We start from the raw sequence: 19,879 nt of genomic DNA on the forward strand, positions 1-19,879 counted from the left end.
CGTGGACGAGCAGCCAGCACCCGCCATCCCCGCCCGCGTGCGCACGTGGTGCTACGCCCTCGCCGTCGTGCTCGGCATCGGCGTCGGCCCCGCCCTGCTCGCCGCCGGCCAGCCCGTCGCCGCCGCCGTCATGGCGCCACTCGCCGGCGCCGCATCGGCGCTCGCGTTCGGCTACCGGCCCACGAGGACGACGTGACCCCGGAGCCCGCCATCATCACGCTGCGCGAGGTCTACGACGCCGTCCAGGAACTCAAGGGCGACGTCGCAGGCGTGCCGACGCGGATCGACGACCACGAGCGGCGCATCCGCGCGCTCGAGCAGCGGGTGTGGCAGGCGGCCGGCGCAGCCGCGGCCCTTGGTGCGTTCATCGGGCTCGTGGGGGAGAGGGTGCTGAACGGCTGAACGCGGTACCTTCCGAAGGTGAGCAGCGTTGCTCACCACACCAGGGGGGTCCCACATGAGTGACGCGTCCGCAGTCACACCAGCCCAGGAGATCTGCTCCAAGTGTGGAGCGGTTGTCGGAGACCCCGGGCTCCATTCCAGATGGCACGCCGGTCTCGCTGGCGAGATCTCGAGGGGCATAAGCAGGCTCGGCGTGTAGCGAGCGTGCCTACAGAATGCACCGCTAGCCGAGCGTGTCGGCCAGTTCGACGACGGTGTCGAAGTTCGCCGCCATGTCGGGGCAGAGGTACGCGACGGCGTTCGGCCAGATCGCGTCGGCCGTGGCTGCGTCGCCATCCCGGTACGCGTTGTACGACGCGACCGCGCCGTCCATCAGCAGGTCGTCCGTGTCGAGCTGTTCGCACGCCCATGTGCCCTGCTCGACGGTCTCGTCGTAGAGCGGCGAGACGTCCTTGCCGAGATCCTCGCTCACCGCCTCGACGAAGAGCGCCTCGGGACTCGGCGCGGGCGTCGTCGGTGCAGAGACGCTCGTCGCGCTCGAGCATCCGACGAGCAGCATCACCGGCAGCGCGACGCCGGCCCCCCGTGTCCTGTGCATGGTGCCGAGCATGGCACGGGCCACCGACGGGCGCCGGGCCTTCAGTCCGCAGGAAGTCCGCAGGAGACCCACCAGGGGCCATCACGAGCCATCAGCCACCGTCACGCGTTTGTGCAGGTCAGCGCGTCGATTCGGCGCCTGCCACCATCAGCCGTCGCCAGCCGTCAAGCCCTTCAACGTAACCCGGCGTATCGACTGACTCATCCGCCCTTCCCCCCGCGGCTGCCCGCGCAGACGGCGGGCGCGGACCTGGCATTCCGCGTGCGGTCCGCCACCTAGGCTCTGACCATGCGCAGCGATCTCTTCCACAACGCCGAACGTGCCGGTCAGCCGGGCAGCTTCGTGCTCCAGAACTCCCGCATGCTCAAGGTCGACCTGGCGGGCACCGGCGGCTTCTTCTATGCGTTGCAGGGCTCGATGGTCGCCTACCAGGGTGACGTCGACTTCGCGTACGAGGGTGCCGGTGGCATGGCCAAGCTGCTCAAGAAGGCCCTGACCGGCGAGGGCATGTCGTTGATGAAGGTCTCCGGCAGCGGCGACGTGTTCCTGGCCAAGGACGCCGACGAGATCTTCCTGCTCGAGCTCGAGGGCGAGTCCGTCACGGTCAGCGGCCGCAACGTGCTGGCGTTCGGGAGCACGCTGACGTGGGACATCAACCGGGTCGACGGTGCCTCGATGCTCAGCGGAGGGCTGTTCAACACGACGTTCAGCGGCCATGGCGTCCTGGCCGTGACCACGTACGGCACGCCCGTGGTGCTCAATGTCGACGTGCCGACGTTCGTCGACATGCAGAGCGCGGTCCTGTGGTCCACGTCGCTGCAGTCCACGGTCCGCAAGACGGTCCGCCTGGGCGCCATGATCGGGCGAGGGTCCGGTGAGGCCTACCAGCTGGGTCTGCAGGGGCAGGGTGTCGTCGTGGTCCAGGCCTCCGAGGGGCACCCGATTCCCACGCAGGGCTGAGCCGGGCGCTCCCGCCGGGACCGGTCGTCGTCGGTCCGGCGGGAGCCCCCGCGCGCTCGGGACCTTGGTCCCGGTGGGGGTGTTGCTGCGGCTCTAGCGTGCACGGATGCCCCCTCGCCGTTCCGACCTGGACCTCGCGCTCATCATCGTCGCCGTCGACGACCTCGCCGCCGCGGTGCGGTTCTGGACCGAGCTGACCGGCTGGGTGCTCACGGACGACGCGCCGGTCTACCACGAGATGCGTTCGCCCTCCGGCACACGCCTGGGCCTGTACAGCCGCGAGGCGTTCGCCGAGAACCTCGGCGTCGCGGCTGCGGGGCTGGCCGACGGTTCCCTCATGCCTGCCGAGGTGTACCTCGCCGCGCACGACGTGGCGGAGGCGGCGGAGCGGGCCGCACGGCTCGGGGCGACCGTGCTGGCCCCGGCGGCGCTCAAGCCGTGGGGCGACACCGTCGCCTACGTGCTCGCCCCTGGCGGGTTCGTGGTGGGCTTCGCCTCGTCCGCTCCGGCGTCGGTCGGCGAGTCCGTGGTGGAGCCCGGGGCCGGGATCTGACCGGACCCGTCGACCCCTCCGGGGCCGTCCTCGTCGGGCCGAGGGGAGACGGTCCGCGCCGGGAGGTGCACGACACCGCTGTCCAGGTCGATCGGCGGCGCCGAGTCGCCGACCTGGTCGGTCTCGAGACGCTGCCGTTCGAGCTCCTCGGTGAGGTGCACGCGGTTGGGCTGGAAGATCTCGACGAGGTCCCCGAACGCACCGGTCGCCGCGGACGTGCCGCCGCTCGGGCCCGCGCGGCGGCTGGTGCGCCGGTCGAACCGCCCGGAGGCGACGAGTCGGTCGAGGCCGATCACCGCCAGCACGACCAGCACGACCGTCACGATCCACGCCTCGCCGCTCATCGCAGCGCCGCGACCTGGTCGGCGTGCTGGCGGGCGAGCCACGGGTCGGCCAGGCGTGGGTCCGGCGCCTCACCGACGGTCCCGTGCGTCTCCACGGCGGTCGTGAGCGCCCTCAGGTAGGCGCGGTCCGCGTCGAGCCGGGCGCTGATCGCGGGCACGTCGCACGCCACCGAGCCGTGACCGGGAACCAGCACGTGCACGCCGGCCCGGTCGCAGGTGCGCGCCAGCCGGTCGAGCCCGTCCCGGTAGTCGCCCAACGGGTCGGCGGCCTCGACGTCGAGCAGCGGCACCTCGGTGTCGGAGAGCATGTCGCCGACCAGCAGCACGCCCGCGTCGGGCACGAGCAGTGCGAGGTGACCGGCCGCGTGCGCGTCGTGCTCGACGGCGAGCACCAGGGGACCCGCCCACGGCACACGGTCGTCGGGGAGTGCCCGCAGGCCGGGCGTCACGGTGGACCCGTGGCCGACGTGCTCGGCCTCGGCCTGCGCCACCAGTGCCGGCAGGTGGGCGTGGACCTGCTCGACCGTGCGCGGGCTCGCCCACCGGGGCGCGTCGCCGAACCGGGGCGACCACAGCACGTGGTCCCAGTGCGCGTGGGTCGCCGCCGCCGCTGTCACCCGCCAGCCGCGTGCGGCGATCTCGTCGGCCAGCGCCTCCAGCTCCGCGGGCGACAGCGCCGGGTCGACGAGCAGGCAGGCGCCGTCATCGGCCACGACAAGGGTCGTCGAGGTGCGCCAGCGGTCGGCCGTCGCGACCCACACGCCCGGGGCCACGGGCGTCAGGTGACGACTCATCGCGCGGAGGGTGGGGCGTCAGTCGAGCCGGGTCCCGCGGGCCGCCAACGCCGCGGCGCCGACGATCCCGGCGGCGTTCCGCAGCCCCGCCGGGACGATGGGTGTGCGCAGGTCGAGCAGCGGCAGGAACTTCGCGTGGTCCTTGCTCACCCCGCCGCCGACCACGATGAGGTCCGGCCAGAACAGGTTCTCCACGACCGAGAAGTACCGCTGCAGGCGGGCGGCCCACTGCCCCCAGTCCAGGCCCTCACGGTCGCGCACGCTCTCGGCGGCCCGGCTCTCGGCGTCGTGGCCGTCGATCTCCAGGTGCCCCAGCTCGGTGTTGGGCACCAGCACCCCGTCGACGACGAGTGCCGAACCGATGCCCGTGCCGAGCGTGACGACGAGCACCACGCCCCGCACGTCGCGTGCGGCGCCGTACAGCACCTCGGCGTACCCGGCCGCGTCGGCGTCGTTGACCGCCAGGACCGTGCGATCGGTCGTGGCGTGCACCGCCTTCTCCACGTTCGTGCCGATCCACGACTGGTCGACGTTCGCCGCCGACTGCGCCACCCCGTGCAGGATCACGGCGGGGAACGTCACACCGATCGGGACGTCGTGGTCCAGCCCGAACGAGTCGACGATCTGCGCGACGGTGTCGGCGACCGCGCCGGGCGTGGCGGGCTGCGGTGTGGGGATGCGCAGCCGGTCCGCGGAGAACTCACCGGTGCGCAGGTCGACCGGGGCACCCTTGATGCCCGAGCCGCCGATGTCGATGCCGAACGCCTGCTCGCGGGCGTGCTTGTCGGCCTTCGCATGCTTGTTCATGGCAGTGTCAGGATCTCCGCTCCGGTGTCGGTGACGAGCAAGGTGTGCTCGAACTGCGCGCTGCGGCGGCCGTCGGCGGTCAGCACCGTCCAGTCGTCGTCCCACATGACCCAGTCCGGTGTGCCGAGGTTCAGCATCGGTTCGATGGTGAAGACCATGCCCGGTTCGATGACGGTGTCGTACGCGGGTGCCGCGTCGTAGTGCGGGACGACCAGACCGGTGTGGAACGCCGGGCCCACGCCGTGGCCGGTGTAGTCGCGCACCACGCCGTAGCCGAAACGTGCCGCGTACTTCTCGATGACGCGACCGATCACGTTGATCTCCCGGCCCGGCAGCACCGCCTTGATGGCCCGCCGGAGGGCTTCCTGCGTGCGTTCGACCAGCAGCCGGGACTCCTCGTCGACCTCGCCGGCCAGGAACGTCGCGTTGTTGTCGCCGTGCACCCCGGCGATGTACGCGGTGATGTCGACGTTGACGATGTCGCCGTCCTGGATCACGGTCGAGTCGGGGATGCCGTGGCAGATGACCTCGTTGAGCGAGGTGCACAGCGACTTGGCGAAGCCCCGGTAGCCCAGGGTCGAGGGGTACGCGCCGTGGTCCAGCAGGTACTCGTGGCCGATCCGGTCCAGCTCGTCGGTGGTCACCCCCGGTGCGACGTGCCGGCCGACCTCCTCGAGCGCCTGCGCCGCGATGCGGGCCGCGACGCGGATCCGCTCGATCGTGCCCTCGTCGAGCACGTCAGGACCGGTGTACGGGCTGGGTCCTGGCCGTCCGACGTACTCCGGCCGGGCGATCGAGGCCGGGACGGACCGCTGCGGTGAGACCCGCCCGGGGGTGAGAGCGGCTCGGGGCGCGTGCACGGTCGACATGCCTGGCAGTCTACGGACTGAGGGTCCTGCCGCCCGGGCGCAGCCTCCGGTGCCGGGTGCAGGCGGGTACCCGGACGACGCAGAGGGGACGAGGATGAGCGACGAGTCCGAGCAGCACGGGTTCCACGAGCAGTACTGGTTCAACACGCAGACCCGGCAGGTCGAGGTCGGTCGGCACAGCGACTGGTCGCACCTGATGGGCCCCTACCCCACACGTGAGGACGCCCAGCGCGCCCTCGAGAAGGCCGTGCGACGCACGCAGGACTGGGACCAGGAGGACGAGCGCTCGCGCTGAACCGGCCGGTTCTCAGGTGCTGCGGCGGACCAGGTGCGCCACGACGGGCCGGTGGTCGCTGCCACCGGTGGCGGGCAGCACGGCGAACGACACGGGCCGCCAGACGCGTCCGTCGACCAGCACATGGTCGATCGGCGCGGCCAGCAGGGTTGGTGCCGAGGCAGGCCACGTGCCCCGTGCGCCGGCGCCCACCGCGCGCGCCACGTCGAGGCACGGGCCCAGGTCACGCAGCTGCGGGTGGTCGACCGTCGCGTTGAGGTCACCGGCGACCACCGCGCCAGGGGTGGCCCGGCACGTCGCCGCGACGAGCTCGCCGTCCGTGCGCCACCGGCTCATCGAGGACGGCACGATCGGTGGCGCCGGGTGCGCTGCGACCAGGGTCGGGGTCGACGGCGACCCGGCGCCGGGCGCGACGAACGACCCGAGCGCGGTCGGCAGAGGGTCGACCTGGCTGTAGGTGCCGACCCCGGGGGAGACCAGCAGGGCGGTGCCCGCGATCCCGGCAGGTGCGGCGTCGTGCGTGAGGACCTGCATCGGGTACCCCTGCTGGGCGAGCAGCTCCGCGGTCGTCGTCGCGGTCGCGGCCGAGGTCTCCGGCAGCACCGCCACATCAGCGCCCTGCTCGACGACCAGTGCGGCCAGCGTCTCGGCGCCCACCGCGTCGAGCGTGTTGAAGGCGAGGACGACGAGGCCGCCGTCCGTCGCGGTGCCCGTCGCGCCGCCGCTCGCCGCAGCACCCGTGGGCACGCTGCGCACGGCGAGCACGCCCACCTGCGCGAGGGCACCCAGGAGCGCGACCGTGGCGACCAGCGCCGCCCCCGGCCGGTGTGCCGGAGCCGCGCGCCAGGCGACCACCGTGGCGATCAGGGCCACCACGCCCGCCCCGCACGCCAGCACGCCCCGCAGGGCTACCAGCTGGGCGGGGCCGAACAACCCGGACGTCAGGCCGAGGGCCAGCCAGCCGAGAGCCACACCCAGCACAGCGGCGACGGTGCAGGCGACCGGCCCCGGCCGCCCGGTGCTCACCGTTCGAACCCCGTGCTCACCGCTCGAACGAGTGGGCGCCGTCGGGGAACGTGCCGGACCGGACCTCGTCGGCGTAGGCCGTGGCCGCAGCCTTCAGCGCGGCACCGACCTCGCCGAACCGCTTGGCGAACCGCGGCGACCAGTCACCCATGCCGGCCATGTCGACCCAGACGAGCACCTGACCGTCACACTCGGCGCCGGCGCCGATGCCGATCGTCGGCACGGGCAGGATCTCGGTGACCCTGGCGGCCACCGGCGCGGGCACCATCTCGAGCACGACGGCGACCGCACCGGCCTCGACGACGGCCACGGCGTCCGCGCTGAGCCGTTCGGCAGCCTCGTCACCGCGGCCCTGCACACGGGGACCGCCGAGCAGGTTCTCCGACTGCGGCGTGTAGCCCAGGTGCCCGAACACGGGGATCCCTGCGTCGGTCAGCGCACGGATCTGCGGGACGACCCGCTGACCGCCCTCGAGCTTGACCGCGGCGGCACCGGTCTCCTTCATCAGCCGCACCGCGCTGCCCAGCGCCTGCTCGGGGCCCGCCTCGTAGGAGCCGAAGGGCAGGTCCACGACCACCAGGGCGCGCTGGGCGACACGGGCGACGGCGCGGGCGGCCGGGATCATGTCGTCGACCGTGACCGGCAGGGTCGTGGTGTGCGCGTGCATGGTGTTCCCGATGGAGTCACCCACCAGGAGCATGTCGATGCCGGCCTCGTCGAAGATCCGGGCCGTGACGGCGTCGTAGGCGGTGAGCATCGTCAGGCGCTCGCCGCGCTCCTTGGCCTCGCGCAGGTGGTGCACCCGCATGCGCTTGGGGGTCTGCGTCATCGTGCTCTCCAGCTGGTGGTGGTACCCGCAGGCCGGTGGTCCGCGGTGTGGTCAGGGTCGTGCGAGCTCAGGCCTCGCGCCAGCGCGTCGTGATCGGCAGCCGGCGGTCACGTCCGAACGCCAGCGCCGTGACCTTCGGCCCCAGCGGGTACTGCCGACGCTTCCACTCGGCGCGGTCCACGAGCGAGAGCACCTTGTCGACGACTGCCGGGTCGAAACCGCGGGCCAGCAGCTCGCTGCGACCCTCGGCGTGCTCGACGTAGGCGTCGAGGACCTCGTCGAGCAGGTCGTACGGCGGCAGCGAGTCCTGGTCGACCTGGCCGGGCCGCAGCTCGGCCGAGGGCGGCTTGGTGATCGACGACTCGGGGATCGGCGGCAGCTCGTCGGGGGCGAACACCCCGTCACGGGCCGCATCATTGCGCCAGCGGGCCAGCGCCCACACGCGGGACTTGTCGACGTCCTTCAACGGTGCGTACCCGCCCACGGCGTCGCCGTAGATCGTGGAGTAGCCCACGGCCAGCTCGGACTTGTTGCCCGTGGCGAGCACCAGGTGCCCCTCGGCGTTCGACAGCGCCATGAGGATCACCCCGCGCATACGCGCCTGCAGGTTCTCCGCCGCGACACCCTCCAGACCCATCTCGGCCTCGAACACGTCGACGAACGGGCGGATGGGTTGCACGCGGTAGTCGGCGCCGATGCGCTTGGCCAGGTCGGCCGCGTCGTCCTTGCTGTGGTCCGAGGAGTAGACCGACGGCATCGAGACGCCGACCACGTTCTGCCCGCCGATGGCATCGGCGGCGATCGCGGCCACCAGGGCCGAGTCGATCCCGCCCGACAGCCCCAGCGTCACGCTGCTGAAGCCGTTCTTGCGCACGTACCCGGCCAGCCCGGTGACCAGCGCCCGGTAGACCTCCTCGCCGTCCGACAGCGGCCGGGCGAGCGGGCCCCGCACCGGCGGCTCGTCGGCGTCGGCGAGGTCCCACAGCAGCAGGTGCTCGACGAACTGCGGGGCCGAGGCCAGCAGGGCACCGTCCGCGCCGACCACGAACGAGCCGCCGTCGAAGACCAGGTCGTCCTGGCCGCCGACCAGGTTCACGTAGACCACCGGGGCGTCGACCTCGCGGGCCCGTCGCGCCGCCAGCTCGGTGCGCACATGCCCCTTGCCCTCCTCGAACGGCGAGCCGTTGGGCACCACGAGCAGGTCGATGTCGTGCTCGTCCATCTGCGAGACGGGTCCGCCGTCCTGCCAGATGTCCTCGCAGATGACGACCCCGACCCGGCGCCCGGCCACGTCGACCACGCAGGTCTCCTCGCCCGGGGCGAAGATGCGCCGCTCGTCGAACACGCCGTAGTTGGGCAGGTGGTGCTTGTCGTACCGCGCGAGCACCCGACCGCCGTGCAGCACGACGGCCTGGTTCGTGGGCCGCACCTGGGCGTCCGGTTCGGTACTGGTGGCACGTTCGCCGACCGTCCCGACGACAACGGTCAGCTCTCCCAGCCCAGCGGACACCAGGTCGGCCGCGGTGCGCTGCAGCGCGGCCTCCACGGCCCGACGGAACGAGGCACGCAGCGCGAGGTCCTCGATCGGGTAGCCGGCCAACGTCATCTCAGGGAACACGACCAGCGCCGCCCCGGCGTCGGCCGCGCGACGCGACCACTCGACGACCAGCCGGGCGTTCGCGTCGACGTCCCCCACGCACGTGTCCACCTGTGCCAGCGCGATGCGGGTGAGAGCCATACGGCGAGCCTATCGAGGCGTGGACGACACCTGAGACGCGTGCGCGGACGACGTCCCCTGACAGGGCCGTTGATCGGGCAGGATGTACCGCATGGACAGGCAGCAGGAGTTCGTGCTCCGTACGGTCGAAGAGCGGGACATCCGCTTCATCCGCCTCTGGTTCACCGACGTGCTCGGCATGCTCAAGTCGGTGGCGATCGCCCCGGCCGAGCTGGAGTCCGCGTTCTCCGAGGGCATCGGCTTCGATGGCAGCGCGATCGAGGGCCTGACGCGCGTGTACGAGGCCGACATGATCGCCAAGCCCGACCCCACCACGTTCCAGGTGCTGCCCTGGCGCGGTGAGCGGCACGGCACCGCACGCATGTTCTGCGACCTGCTGACCCCGGACGGTGAGCCCTCGCTCGCCGACTCCCGCCAGGTGCTCAAGCGCGCCCTGCAGAAGGCCAGCGACAAAGGGTTCACGTTCTACACGCACCCCGAGGTCGAGTTCTACCTGTTCGAGGCGCCCGCCGATCCGGCACAGCCCCTCGTGCCCGTCGACCAGGGCGGCTACTTCGACCACGTGCCGCGCGGCACCGCGCACGACTTCCGGCGTGCGGCGATCACGATGCTGGAGTCCATGGGCATCTCGGTGGAGTTCTCCCACCACGAGGCCGGCCCCGGCCAGAACGAGATCGACCTGCGCTACGCCGACGCGCTGACCACGGCCGACAACATCATGACGTTCCGCACGGTCGTCAAGGAGGTCGCGCTCGAGCAGGGCGTGTTCGCCTCGTTCATGCCCAAGCCGCTGGCCGACCAGCCCGGTTCGGGCATGCACACCCACCTGTCACTGTTCGAGGGCGACCGCAACGCCTTCCACGAGCCGGGCAACCAGTTCGAGCTGTCGGGGGTGGCCCGCTCGTTCATCGCCGGTCTGCTGCGGCACGCCGCCGAGATCACCGCGGTGACCAACCAGTTCGTGAACTCCTACAAGCGGCTGTGGGGCGGCGCCGAGGCGCCCAGCTACGTCTGCTGGGGGCACAACAACCGTTCCGCCCTGGTGCGCGTGCCCATGTACAAGCCCGGCAAGGGCAACTCGAGCCGCGTCGAGTACCGCTCGATCGACTCCGCGACCAACCCGTACCTGGCGTTCGCCGTGGTGCTCGCCGCCGGCCTCAAGGGCATCGAGGAGGGCTACGAGCTGCCCGAGGGCGCCGAGGACGACGTGTGGGAGCTGACCGACGCCGAGCGCCGCGCACTGGGCATCGAGCCCCTGCCGACCACGCTCGACGAGGCCATCGCCGTCATGGAGCGGTCCGAGCTGGTCGCCGAGACCCTCGGGGAGCACGTGTTCGACTTCTTCCTGCGCAACAAGCGTCAGGAGTGGATCGACTACCGCACGCAGGTGACCCCGTACGAGCTGCGGCGGTTCCTGCCGGTCCTGTGAGGCCAGCATGAGCACCCCGACGCCCTCGGGGCGTGGTTCGACCCTCACCGGACGGCTGACCCGCGCCGGGGTGGCCGACGTGACGCGCGCGGCACGCCTGCTGGAGGACACCGCGCTGACCGCGCTCGTCGCCGACCCGGCCGACGTGCTGCTCGGTCCGTTGTCCGAGGTCGCCGACCCCGACCAGGCGCTGCTGACGTTGGCCAAGCTCGCCGGTGCCGTCGGTGCGCCCGGCAGCGAGCTGGGCACGCTGCTGCGGCACGTGCTCATCACCGACGGCCCCGCGCGGGAGCGGCTGCTGGCCGTGGCCGGGGCGTCGGTGGCGCTCGGCGACTCCCTCGTGGCGCACCCCGAGAACCTCCACGTCCTCATCGAGGAGGCCGCCGGCACAGGCGTCCCCGTGGAGCAGGTGCGTGCCGAGCTGCTGGTGGCCGTCGGCGCCGACCCGCAGGCCGACGTGCCCGTCGCGGCGCTCGCGGGCGCGGCGGGCACCGACGCGATGCGTCTGGCGTACCGGCGGCGTCTGCTGCGCATCGCTGCCACCGACCTGACCAGCGCCGACCCCCTCACCCGGCTGCCCGGTGTCGCCGCAGCCCTCGCCGACCTGGCCGGCGCGGCGCTCGAGGCGGCACTCGCGGTGGCCCGCGCCGAGCTCGACGACCATGGGCTCGGGGCGCGTCTGGCCGTCATCGGCATGGGCAAGGGCGGCGGGCGCGAGCTCAACTACGTCTCCGACGTCGATGTCATCTACGTCGCAGAACCCGTCGCGGGCACCAGCGAGGACGAGGCCATGGCGGTGGGCGCGCGACTCGCCGCCGGCCTGGCGCGCGTGTGCTCGACCCCGTCGGGGGAACCCGCGCTGTGGCCGGTGGACGCGGCACTGCGGCCCGAGGGCAAGGACGGGCCTCTGGTGCGCACCCTGGCCAGCCACCGCGCGTACTACGAGCGATGGGCGCGCACCTGGGAGTTCCAGGCGCTGCTCAAGGCCCGTCCGCTGGCTGGTGACCGCGCGCTCGGCGAGGCGTACGTCGAGGCCGTCAACCCGTTCGTGTGGTCGGCCGTGCAACGCCCCAACTTCGTCGAGGACTCCCAGGCGATGCGTCGGCGCGTCGAGCAGCACGTACCCGCCGCCGAGGCAGACCGCCAGCTCAAGCTCGGCGTGGGCGGGCTGCGCGACGTGGAGTTCACCGTGCAGCTGCTGCAGCTCGTGCACGGGCGGGCCGACGAGGAGATCCGCAGCCCGAGCACCCTGACCGCCCTGGCTGCGCTGGCCGCCGGCGGGTACGTGGGCCGTGAGCACGCCGCGCAGCTGGCCGTCTGCTACCGCCTGCTGCGGGTGCTCGAGCACCGCATCCAGCTGTTCCGGCTGCGACGCACCCACCTGATGCCGACCGCCGAGGCGGACCTGCGGCGCCTGGCGCGGTCCGTCGGCATGCGGGCCGAAGGGCCCGAGGGGCTGATCGAACGGTGGCGGCAGGTGCGACGCGACGTGCGGCGCCTGCACGAGGAGCTGTTCTACCGACCGCTGCTGCCGGCCACCGCCCAGCTGTCCACCGAGGAGGCGCGGCTAGCGCCCGACGCCGCCCGTGCCCGGCTGGCGGCCATCGGGTACGCCGACCCTGCCGGCTCCATGCGGCACATCGCCGCACTCACCGAGGGCGTCTCGCGCCGCGCGGCGATCCAGCGGCAGCTGCTGCCCGTGATGCTCGGCTGGTTCGCCGAAGGTGCCGACCCCGACGGTGGCCTGCTCGCGTTCCGGCGCCTGTCCGACGAGCTGGGTGCCACCCACTGGTACCTCAAGCTGCTGCGCGACTCCGGCACCGCCGCCCAACGCCTCGCCCACGTGCTGTCGACCTCGCGGTACGTGGCGGACGCGCTGACCCGTTCACCGGAGTCGGTGACCTGGCTGGCCGAGGACGCCGACCTGGAACCACGGACCCTGGACCGGCTGCGCGCCGAGGCCGATGCCGTGCTGACCCGCGCGCACGAGCCCGTCCCTGCGGCCACCGCCCTGCGGGCGTTGCGCCGCCGTGAGCTGGCCCGCACGGCCGCCGCCGACGTGCTCGGGGTCGTCACCGGCACCCGGGCCTCGCAGAGCCTGACCGCGGCGGCCGACGTCGTGCTGGCCGGCACCCTGCGGATCGCCGAGTGGGAGGCGCGGGCGGCCCGCGGGCTCGAGCACAGCCCTACCCGGCTGCTCGTGGTGGCCATGGGCCGGCTCGGCGGACGCGAGATGGGCTACTCCTCCGACGCCGACGTGCTGTTCGTGCACGACCCCCTGCCCGGCCAGGACCCGGTCGCCGCGCAGGAGTTCGCGCTCGCGGTGGCCACCGCCGTGCGCTCCCTGGCTGCCGGGGTCGGCCCCGAGCCCGCCCTCGAGGTGGATGCCGACCTGCGCCCCGAGGGTCGCAACGGACCGCTGGTCCGCTCGTTCTCCGCCTACGCCGAGTACTACGAGCGCTGGTCGTCCCCGTGGGAGAGCCAGGCGCTGCTGCGGGCCCGCCCGGTGGCCGGCGACGACGAGCTGGCGGAGCGGTTCGTGGCGCTCGTCGACCCGTTGCGGTACCCGGCCGGGGGCCTGGACGCCGCAACCGTCCGCGAGGTGCGCCGCATCAAGGCCCGGGTGGAGGCCGAACGCCTGCCCCGCGGCGTCAACCCCGCCCGCCACCTCAAGCTCGGCCGCGGCGGGATCTCCGACGTCGAGTGGACCGCCCAGCTGCTGCAGCTGCAGCACGCGCACGAGGTGCCGGCGCTGCGCACCACCGGGACGCTCGACGCGCTCGGCGCAGCGGTCGAGGCGGGACTGCTCGACGACGTCGACGGCACGGTGCTCGCCGACGCGTGGCTGCTGGCCTCGCGCCTGCGTGACGCGAACGTGCTGTGGTCGGGTCGCGCCGCCGGCGCCCACGCCGACGTGCTCCCGCACGACCGGCAGACCCTGGCCGGGGTGGCCCGGGTCGTCGGGTACCCCGCCGGTTCGGGCGGGGAGCTCGAGGAGGACTACCTGCGCACGGCGCGGCGTGCTCGTGCCGTCGTCGAACGCGTCTTCTACGGCTGATCGGTCTGCGTGCCCTCGGGTGCGCCTGCCGTGTCGGTCGCCCCTGCGGTCGGTGAGGGCGCCGTGACCGCCGGGTCGTTCCCGGCTGGGACGTCCTCCTCGGTGTCCTCTGCCGTGCCTTCCTCGGGTGCGCGCGTGCTGTCCTCGCGGAGCATCTCCGAGTCGACCAGCTCGTGCCGACGCAGGTACACGTTCGAGACCGCCTGGATGGTGGCCGCGACCGGCAGGGCGAGGAAGGCCCCGAGCGCCCCGAACACCGCACCGAAGGCCAGCACGGCCAGGAACGACACCGCCGGGTTCAGCTGCAGCGAGCGCGCCGACACCTTCGGGGCGAACACCAGGTTCTCGACCTGCTGGTACCCGACGATGAACGCCAGCACGAGCAGACCCTTGAGCGGGGAGACGCTCAGTGCCACCACCACCGGTAGTGCGCCACCGATGTACGTGCCGATCGTCGGGACGAACTGGGAGACCACCCCGGTGAAGGCGGCCAGCGGCAGCGCGTAGGGGACGCCGAGGATGGTCAGGAACACGAACGTGAACGCGGTGGACAGTGCCGCCAGCACGATCCGGGAGTTGATGAAGTCGGCGACCTTCTCCTGGGACACCTCCCACAGCCGCAGCACCTCCCGCTGACGGTGCGGGGCCAGGTAGCGGCAGATGGCCGCACGGAACTTCGGCCCGGCGCTGGCCATGTAGTACACGACCAGCAGCACGGCGGTCGTCGTGAACAGACCGCCGAGCACCGAGGTGCCCACGCCCACGATCCCCGGCGCAAGGTCCTGCCAGTTCTCGCCCAGACGGTCCAGCAGCTCCACCTGGGTGGGCAGGTCGAGCCCGAACCGGGTGTCCGCCAGGTCCGTCAGCTGCGTGTAGAAGCGGGGCAGCGACTGCACGAGCTCGATGAGCTGGGTGACGAACAGCCCGCCGAACAGGCCCAGCAGCCCGAGGATCACGACGATCGACCCGATCATCACGATGCCGGTCGCCCGCGTGCGTCGCACCCCCCGACGGACCAGCCACGCGATCAGCGGCTCCATCGCCAGCGCCAAGAACCACGAGATCACGACGATCGTGGTCACCGTCGTCAGCATGGACAGCGCCCGCCAGGCCAGGATGCCCGCGAAGGTGGCCAGCACGACGTACAGCAGGGCACGGGGGAGCCACGCCGGGGGGCGGCTGGTGTCCCACGTCGTGGGCGGCGTCGTACGTCGGATCACGCGTCCTCCTCGTCAGACCTGCTGTGCCCGCCGACGCTACCGTCCGTCGTGCCTCATCTCGGGCGCCTCGCCCGCAGCGGGCCCCCGGCGAGGCCGGAACCCGGCCACCAGCCGGGCGATGAGGGTGGCCAGGAAGATCTGCCCCAGCACGGCCTCGAACGTCGCCAGGCCGCGCACCATGTACGACGCCGCCGTCAGGTCGCCGTAGCCGAGCGTGGTCAACGTCGTGAACGAGAAGTACTGCAAGGCCTGCACGCCCTGGTTGCCACCCTGCGCGAACAGCGCGCCCGGCGACGCCCAGGCCGCCAGCCCGTACAGCGAGGCGAACAGCAGACCGATCAGCAGGTACGCGCTCACGGCGCCCGCGAGTGTCTGCACCGTCACCACCGGGTGCTGCACGACCCGCGCGACCACGAGCAGGAACACGGTGGCCTGCAGCGCGGCCAGCAGCCCCGCCATCGCCCCCGAGGCGTCAGCCTCGGACAGCACCGCGTTGGCCAGCACGAGCACGACTGCTCCCGCGAGCACCACCGCCACGACGGGGCGCCGCACGCGTGTTCCGCGCGCAGCCTGGAACGCCAGGACGAGCGTGGCCAGGTGAAGCGCGACCGCCGCCGCCTGCGCCCACGACGACGAGGTCGCCATGAAGAGCACGTAGCTGGCCACCAGCAGCGCCAGCACGGGCACGAACCGGTCCGTCGGCACGGTGCCCCGGCGGCGGACGGTGCGCGGCGGCTCGACGTCCCCGGTCGGGTCGGGGGCGTCTGGGTGCCATCGTGGCGGGGTCGAGGCGTCGTCGCGCATGTCTCATGGTGGCGTGCGCCGGCTCCCGCCGCAGGTGACCGGTGCCGGTCGTGTGCCGGAGACCACGGAGCCCCGCCGCCCTGAGGGCGACGGGGCTTCCGGTACTGCGTGTCACCGACCCCGGGAGCAGCCGGGGCCGGGACGATCAGACGTCCCTGTGACGATCAGACGTCGTAGTACAGCTCGAACTCGTGCGGGTGCGGCCGCAGACGGATCGGGTCGACCTCGGCGGAGCGCTTGTAGTCGATCCACGTCGAGATGAGGTCGGGCGTGAACACGTTGCCGGCGGTGAGCCAGTCGTGGTCGGCCTCGAGGTTGTCCAGCACCTCGGCCAGCGAGCCGGGGACCTGCTGGATGAGGGCGTGCTCCTCGGGGGGCAGCTCGTAGAGGTCCTTGTCGACCGGCTCCGGCGGCTCGATGCGGTTCTGGATGCCGTCCAGGCCGGCCATCAGCATGGCCGCGAACGCCAGGTACGGGTTCGAGGACGGGTCCGGCACGCGGAACTCGATGCGCTTGGCCTTCGGGTTCGACCCCGTGACCGGGATGCGGATGCAGGCGGAGCGGTTACGGGCCGAGTAGACCAGGTTGACCGGGGCCTCGAAGCCGGGGACCAGGCGGTGGTAGGAGTTCACCGTCGGGTTGGTGAAGGCCAGCAGCGCGGGAGCGTGCTTGAGCAGGCCACCGATGTACCAGCGGGCCAGGTCGGACAGGCCGCCGTAGCCCTTCTCGTCGAAGAACAGCGGCTTGCCGTCCTTCCACAGGGACTGGTGCACGTGCATGCCCGAGCCGTTGTCGCCGAAGAGCGGCTTGGGCATGAAGGTCGCGGTCTTGCCGGCCTCGTGCGCGACGTTCTTCACGACGTACTTGAACAGCTGGACCTTGTCGGCGGACTTGGCCAGCTCGTCGAAGCGGTAGTTGATCTCCGCCTGGCCGGCGGTGCCGACCTCGTGGTGGGCGCGCTCGACCTGCAGGCCCAGGGCGTCGAGCTGCAGCGAGATCTTGTCGCGCAGGTCGGCGAACATGTCGACCGGGGGAACCGGGAAGTAGCCACCCTTGTAGGGCGTCTTGTGGCCGAGGTTGCCACCCTCCTCGACGCGGCCCGTGTTCCAGGCGGCCTCGATGGAGTCGATGTAGTAGTACGAGGCGTTCTGCTTCGTCTCGAAGCGCACGTCGTCGAAGATGTAGAACTCGGCCTCGGGCGCGAAGAACGCGGTGTCCGCGATGCCGGTCGAGCGCAGGTACGCCTCGGCCTTGGCGGCGACCTGGCGCGGGTCACGGCTGTAGGGCTCGTCGGTGTACGGGTCGACGATGTGGAAGTTGATGTTCAGCGTCTTCTCGGCCCGGAACGGGTCGAGGTAGGCCGTCGTGACGTCGGGGATGAGCTTCATGTCCGACTCGTGGATGGCCTGGAAGCCGCGGATCGAGGACCCGTCGAACATCTGGCCGTCGGTGAAGAACGCCTCGTCGACCGACGCCGCGGGCACGTTGAAGTGCTGCATGACGCCGGGCAGGTCACAGAAGCGGACGTCGATGAACTTGACGTCCTCGCTCTTGATGAACGCCAGGACTTCCTCTGGCTTGCTGAACATCCGCTGCTCCTCGGTTGGTGGTGCCCTGGGGGACGGGCCTCGCCCGACGCTACGAGTGGGCCGTTTCCCCGCGGTGTACCGATTGTTTCGACCGTGTTACGACACAGGGGTGCACGTAACGATCGTTCGACGCGTCGGGTGGGACCCCGACCGGCCCAGCCTAGGCTGACCCGGTGGAACGACGTGAGGGTGCAGGCTCCTGGCTCGAGGGCGGACCCGGCGGGGCGCAGGAGGCGTCGGCCCGCGGGCGCCGTCTGGGGCTGCCTGCCGAGGGGCCTGGGTCGCCGGCGCGGCTGGGTCGGCGCGTGATCGCGCTCGGGATCGACTGGGCGGCGAGCCTGGCGGTGTCCGCCGCGCTGTTCGACGGTGACCCGATGGCCACGCTGGGGGTGTTCGCTGTCGAGAACCTGGTCCTCGTCGGCACGCTCGGGCACACCCTCGGCCATCGGCTGCTCGGGCTGCGTGTCAGGCGCGTGGTGCTGCCGGCGCCGGGCGCAGCGGTTCCTGCCCAGGCTTCACCCGTCACTGGCGGCACCGACCCCCTGGTCGCGCCGGGGCTGGTCGCGGCGTTCGTGCGGACGGCGCTGCTGTGCCTGGTGGTGCCGGCAGTCGTGTGGGACGCGGACGGGCGCGGGTTGCACGACCGCGCCGCAGGGACGGCGATCGTCCGCCGCTGACGCGCGTGGCCCGCGCGGTGCGCGGGCTCAGCGGCCGCGCATGCCCTTGCGGTCGGGGCGGGCGCGCATCGGGTCGACACCCTTGGGCAGCGGCATCTTGACCCCGCCGAGAGCCCTCAGGCGCTTCTCGATCTCGGCGACCTCCTGCTTGGTCAGGGTGGGCCGCATCTTCTGCACCGTGCGGGGCAGCTGACGCAGCGGCACCTGGTCCTTCTCGGTGCCGACCTGCACCAGCGTGATCGGCACTCCTGACAGCACGCGCGAGGTGCGCTTGCGCTCGGCCTCGAGCAGCTTGCCGATGCGGGACGCGGGGCCCTCGCCGACCAGCACGATCCCGGCCCGGCCCAGGCCGCGGAACACGGCGTCCTGGGTGCGGGGGTCGATCGCCACGGGCTCCTCGGGGAAGCTCCAGCCACGACGGATGGTGCGCAGCGCCGCCAGCGACGCACCGGGCTGGCCCTCGATCTGACCGTACGCGGCGGTCTCGGCCTTGCGACCCAGCACGAACATGGCGCCCAGGAACGCGAACGGCACCGCGATCAGCAGCAGGTACGGGATCGCGTGGACGAGCAGCCCGATCACGAGGCCCACGGCGATGATGCCGACGAACACCGCGAGGATGACCCACGTGACCGACGGGTCGTACTTGCGGGTCATCTGGTAGGCCTGCCACACCTGGTGGTACCAGCGGACCTTCTTCACCTTCGCCGCGGGGGCGGGGGAGTTCGTGCTCTCACGGGCCATGCAGGGGAGTCTACCGAGCCGCCGACGCTGCCCCGGTCGTCACCGGGCCAGCAGGCTCGAGGCCTCCTGGCGGGCGGTCGTCGGCTCGCCGAGGTGGGCCAGGGCCGGGGGGATCGGCCGGCCGTACCGGCGCATCGCCTGACCCCACAGCCGCCCCGCGCGGTACGACGAGCGCACCAGCGGTCCCGACATCACCCCGAGGAACCCCAGCCGCTCGGCCTCGGCCGACAGCTCCACGAACTCCTCGGGCCGCACCCAGCGCGACACGGGGTGGTGGCGCACCGAGGGGCGCAGGTACTGCGTGATCGTGATGATGTCGCAGCCGGCGGCGTGCAGGTCGGCCAGGGCCTCCACGACCTCCTGCGTGGTCTCGCCCATGCCGAGGATCAGGTTCGACTTGGTGACCAGCCCGGCCTCGTGGGCGCGGGTGAGCACCGACAGCGAACGCTCGTACCGGAACGCCGGGCGGATCTGCTTGAAGATCCGCGGGACGGTCTCCAGGTTGTGCGCGAGGACCTCCGGCTGCGAGGCGTTGACCTCGTCGAGCAGCTCGGGGACCGCGTTGAAGTCCGGGATGAGCAGCTCGACGCCCGTGCCGGGGTTCACGGCGTGGATCTGGCGCACGGTCTCGGCGTACAGCCACGCCCCGCCGTCGGGCAGGTCGTCGCGCGCCACGCCTGTGACGGTCGCGTACTTCAGGCCCATGGCCTGCACCGAGGAGGCCACGCGGCGAGGCTCGTCGCGGTCCAGGTCGGACGGCTTGCCGGTGTCGATCTGGCAGAAGTCGCAGCGCCGCGTGCACTGGTCGCCGCCGATGAGGAACGTGGCCTCGCGGTCCTCCCAGCACTCGAAGATGTTGGGGCAGCCGGCCTCCTCGCACACCGTGTGCAGGCCCTCGCGCTGCACGAGGCCCTTCAGCTCGGAGTACTCGGGGCCCATGGTGGCCCGCGTGCGGATCCACTCGGGCTTCTTCTCGATGGGCGTCTCGGCGTTCCGGGCCTCGATCCGCAGCATGCGTCGGCCGTCGGGTGCGATGGTCACCCGGTCAGGGTAACCGCGGTGGACGTGCCCAGGCCCCGCCGGACCACGGCCCGAGCAGAGGTGCCGGTCACACCGGTAGGGACCTCGGTCCCTGCCCTTTCC

At 72.2% G+C, this 19,879-nt stretch carries 21 protein-coding genes; 8 read left to right on the top strand and 13 right to left on the bottom strand.

Translation table 11 applies throughout. The annotated features are described in order from the left end of the window. The first annotated feature begins 1 nt into the window (after window position 1). Together ACTHAM_RS06260 and ACTHAM_RS06265 are read left to right on the top strand one after the other, a co-directional pair. Window positions 2-196: a hypothetical protein gene (locus ACTHAM_RS06260; protein WP_440685459.1), complete on the top strand. Its 195-nt coding sequence runs from the start codon at window positions 2-4 to the stop codon at window positions 194-196. Continuing rightward, on the top strand, window positions 193-402 hold the full coding sequence (locus ACTHAM_RS06265) for a hypothetical protein (protein WP_440685461.1): 210 nt from the start codon (window positions 193-195) through the stop codon (window positions 400-402). The genes ACTHAM_RS06260 and ACTHAM_RS06265 overlap by 4 nt, the downstream gene beginning before the upstream one ends. Before the next feature lie 223 nt (window positions 403-625). Here ACTHAM_RS06265 and ACTHAM_RS06270 read toward each other — a convergent pair whose 3' ends face one another. Further along, a complete protein-coding gene (locus ACTHAM_RS06270; RefSeq protein ID WP_440685463.1) occupies window positions 626-1,012 on the bottom strand; it encodes a hypothetical protein in 387 nt (128 codons plus the stop codon). A 276-nt stretch (window positions 1,013-1,288) separates the two neighbouring features. On the opposite strand from ACTHAM_RS06270, the gene ACTHAM_RS06275 reads away from it, so the two are divergent. Both ACTHAM_RS06275 and ACTHAM_RS06280 read left to right on the top strand, forming a co-directional pair. After that, window positions 1,289-1,960, top strand: a complete 672-nt coding sequence (locus ACTHAM_RS06275; protein ID WP_440685464.1) for an AIM24 family protein — start codon at window positions 1,289-1,291, stop codon at window positions 1,958-1,960. Window positions 1,961-2,066: 106 nt separating this feature from the next. Next, the gene (locus tag ACTHAM_RS06280; RefSeq protein ID WP_440685466.1) at window positions 2,067-2,513 is read left to right on the top strand and encodes a VOC family protein; all 447 of its coding nucleotides are present in this window, start codon (window positions 2,067-2,069) and stop codon (window positions 2,511-2,513) included. Here the strand turns inward: ACTHAM_RS06280 and ACTHAM_RS06285 are convergent. The 4 genes from ACTHAM_RS06285 to map are packed head-to-tail and all read right to left on the bottom strand — an operon-like array spanning window position 2,417 to window position 5,327. Beyond that, window positions 2,417-2,857, bottom strand: a complete 441-nt coding sequence (locus tag ACTHAM_RS06285; protein WP_440685468.1) for a DUF6191 domain-containing protein — start codon at window positions 2,855-2,857, stop codon at window positions 2,417-2,419. The two genes, ACTHAM_RS06280 and ACTHAM_RS06285, sit on opposite strands and share 97 nt — an antisense overlap. Further along, window positions 2,854-3,651 carry an MBL fold metallo-hydrolase gene (locus ACTHAM_RS06290; protein ID WP_440685470.1) on the bottom strand — a complete coding sequence of 266 codons (798 nt, stop codon included), beginning with the start codon at window positions 3,649-3,651 and terminating at the stop codon, window positions 2,854-2,856. Before ACTHAM_RS06290 ends, ACTHAM_RS06285 begins: the two co-directional genes overlap by 4 nt. 18 nt (window positions 3,652-3,669) lie before the next feature. Next, complete coding sequence (gene ppgK, locus ACTHAM_RS06295) at window positions 3,670-4,458, bottom strand: polyphosphate--glucose phosphotransferase (RefSeq protein WP_440685472.1); 789 nt, start codon at window positions 4,456-4,458, stop codon at window positions 3,670-3,672. Then, window positions 4,455-5,327: a type I methionyl aminopeptidase gene (map, locus tag ACTHAM_RS06300; RefSeq protein WP_440685474.1), complete on the bottom strand. Its 873-nt coding sequence runs from the start codon at window positions 5,325-5,327 to the stop codon at window positions 4,455-4,457. Before map ends, ppgK begins: the two co-directional genes overlap by 4 nt. A 94-nt stretch (window positions 5,328-5,421) precedes the next feature. On the opposite strand from map, the gene ACTHAM_RS06305 reads away from it, so the two are divergent. After that, a complete protein-coding gene (locus ACTHAM_RS06305) occupies window positions 5,422-5,622 on the top strand; it encodes an SPOR domain-containing protein (protein ID WP_440685476.1) in 201 nt (66 codons plus the stop codon). Window positions 5,623-5,634: 12 nt separating this feature from the next. Here ACTHAM_RS06305 and ACTHAM_RS06310 read toward each other — a convergent pair whose 3' ends face one another. From ACTHAM_RS06310 to ACTHAM_RS06320, 3 genes are all read right to left on the bottom strand, one after another. Beyond that, entirely contained in the window at window positions 5,635-6,648 is a 1,014-nt protein-coding gene (locus tag ACTHAM_RS06310) for an endonuclease/exonuclease/phosphatase family protein (protein ID WP_440685478.1), read from the bottom strand. Between the two features lie 16 nt (window positions 6,649-6,664). Beyond that, window positions 6,665-7,477 (bottom strand): 3-methyl-2-oxobutanoate hydroxymethyltransferase, encoded by an 813-nt coding sequence (panB, locus tag ACTHAM_RS06315; RefSeq protein WP_440685480.1) that lies wholly within the window; start codon window positions 7,475-7,477, stop codon window positions 6,665-6,667. A gap of 67 nt (window positions 7,478-7,544) precedes the next feature. After that, on the bottom strand, window positions 7,545-9,215 hold the full coding sequence (locus ACTHAM_RS06320) for an NAD+ synthase (protein ID WP_440685482.1): 1,671 nt from the start codon (window positions 9,213-9,215) through the stop codon (window positions 7,545-7,547). 91 nt (window positions 9,216-9,306) lie between these two features. Here ACTHAM_RS06320 and ACTHAM_RS06325 point away from each other — a divergent pair, with 91 nt between their 5' ends. Both ACTHAM_RS06325 and ACTHAM_RS06330 read left to right on the top strand, forming a co-directional pair. After that, on the top strand, window positions 9,307-10,644 hold the full coding sequence (locus ACTHAM_RS06325) for a glutamine synthetase family protein (RefSeq protein ID WP_440685484.1): 1,338 nt from the start codon (window positions 9,307-9,309) through the stop codon (window positions 10,642-10,644). Window positions 10,645-10,651: 7 nt separating this feature from the next. Further along, window positions 10,652-13,702 carry a bifunctional [glutamine synthetase] adenylyltransferase/[glutamine synthetase]-adenylyl-L-tyrosine phosphorylase gene (locus ACTHAM_RS06330; protein ID WP_440685486.1) on the top strand — a complete coding sequence of 1,017 codons (3,051 nt, stop codon included), beginning with the start codon at window positions 10,652-10,654 and terminating at the stop codon, window positions 13,700-13,702. On the opposite strand, the gene ACTHAM_RS06335 is transcribed toward ACTHAM_RS06330, so the two are convergent. The 3 genes from ACTHAM_RS06335 to glnA all read right to left on the bottom strand — a co-directional run bounded on the left by ACTHAM_RS06335 (window position 13,693) and on the right by glnA (window position 17,315). Further along, window positions 13,693-14,922, bottom strand: a complete 1,230-nt coding sequence (locus ACTHAM_RS06335) for an AI-2E family transporter (protein WP_440685488.1) — start codon at window positions 14,920-14,922, stop codon at window positions 13,693-13,695. The two genes, ACTHAM_RS06330 and ACTHAM_RS06335, sit on opposite strands and share 10 nt — an antisense overlap. A 36-nt stretch (window positions 14,923-14,958) precedes the next feature. Further along, complete coding sequence (locus ACTHAM_RS06340; RefSeq protein WP_440685490.1) at window positions 14,959-15,726, bottom strand: potassium channel family protein; 768 nt, start codon at window positions 15,724-15,726, stop codon at window positions 14,959-14,961. Between the two features lie 164 nt (window positions 15,727-15,890). Then, entirely contained in the window at window positions 15,891-17,315 is a 1,425-nt protein-coding gene (glnA, locus tag ACTHAM_RS06345) for a type I glutamate--ammonia ligase (protein ID WP_440685492.1), read from the bottom strand. 173 nt (window positions 17,316-17,488) lie between these two features. On the opposite strand from glnA, the gene ACTHAM_RS06350 reads away from it, so the two are divergent. Continuing rightward, window positions 17,489-17,992 (top strand): RDD family protein, encoded by a 504-nt coding sequence (locus tag ACTHAM_RS06350; protein ID WP_440685494.1) that lies wholly within the window; start codon window positions 17,489-17,491, stop codon window positions 17,990-17,992. Between the two features lie 27 nt (window positions 17,993-18,019). On the opposite strand, the gene ACTHAM_RS06355 is transcribed toward ACTHAM_RS06350, so the two are convergent. Both ACTHAM_RS06355 and lipA read right to left on the bottom strand, forming a co-directional pair. After that, the gene (locus ACTHAM_RS06355; RefSeq protein ID WP_440685496.1) at window positions 18,020-18,736 is read right to left on the bottom strand and encodes a DUF4191 domain-containing protein; all 717 of its coding nucleotides are present in this window, start codon (window positions 18,734-18,736) and stop codon (window positions 18,020-18,022) included. A gap of 39 nt (window positions 18,737-18,775) precedes the next feature. Next, window positions 18,776-19,777: a lipoyl synthase gene (lipA, locus tag ACTHAM_RS06360; protein WP_440685498.1), complete on the bottom strand. Its 1,002-nt coding sequence runs from the start codon at window positions 19,775-19,777 to the stop codon at window positions 18,776-18,778. Between the last annotated feature and the right edge of the window lie 102 nt (window positions 19,778-19,879).

Origin of the sequence: Cellulomonas soli, assembly GCF_052036975.1 — a bacterium.
Taxonomy (GTDB): Bacteria; Actinomycetota; Actinomycetes; order Actinomycetales; family Cellulomonadaceae; genus Cellulomonas; species Cellulomonas soli_A.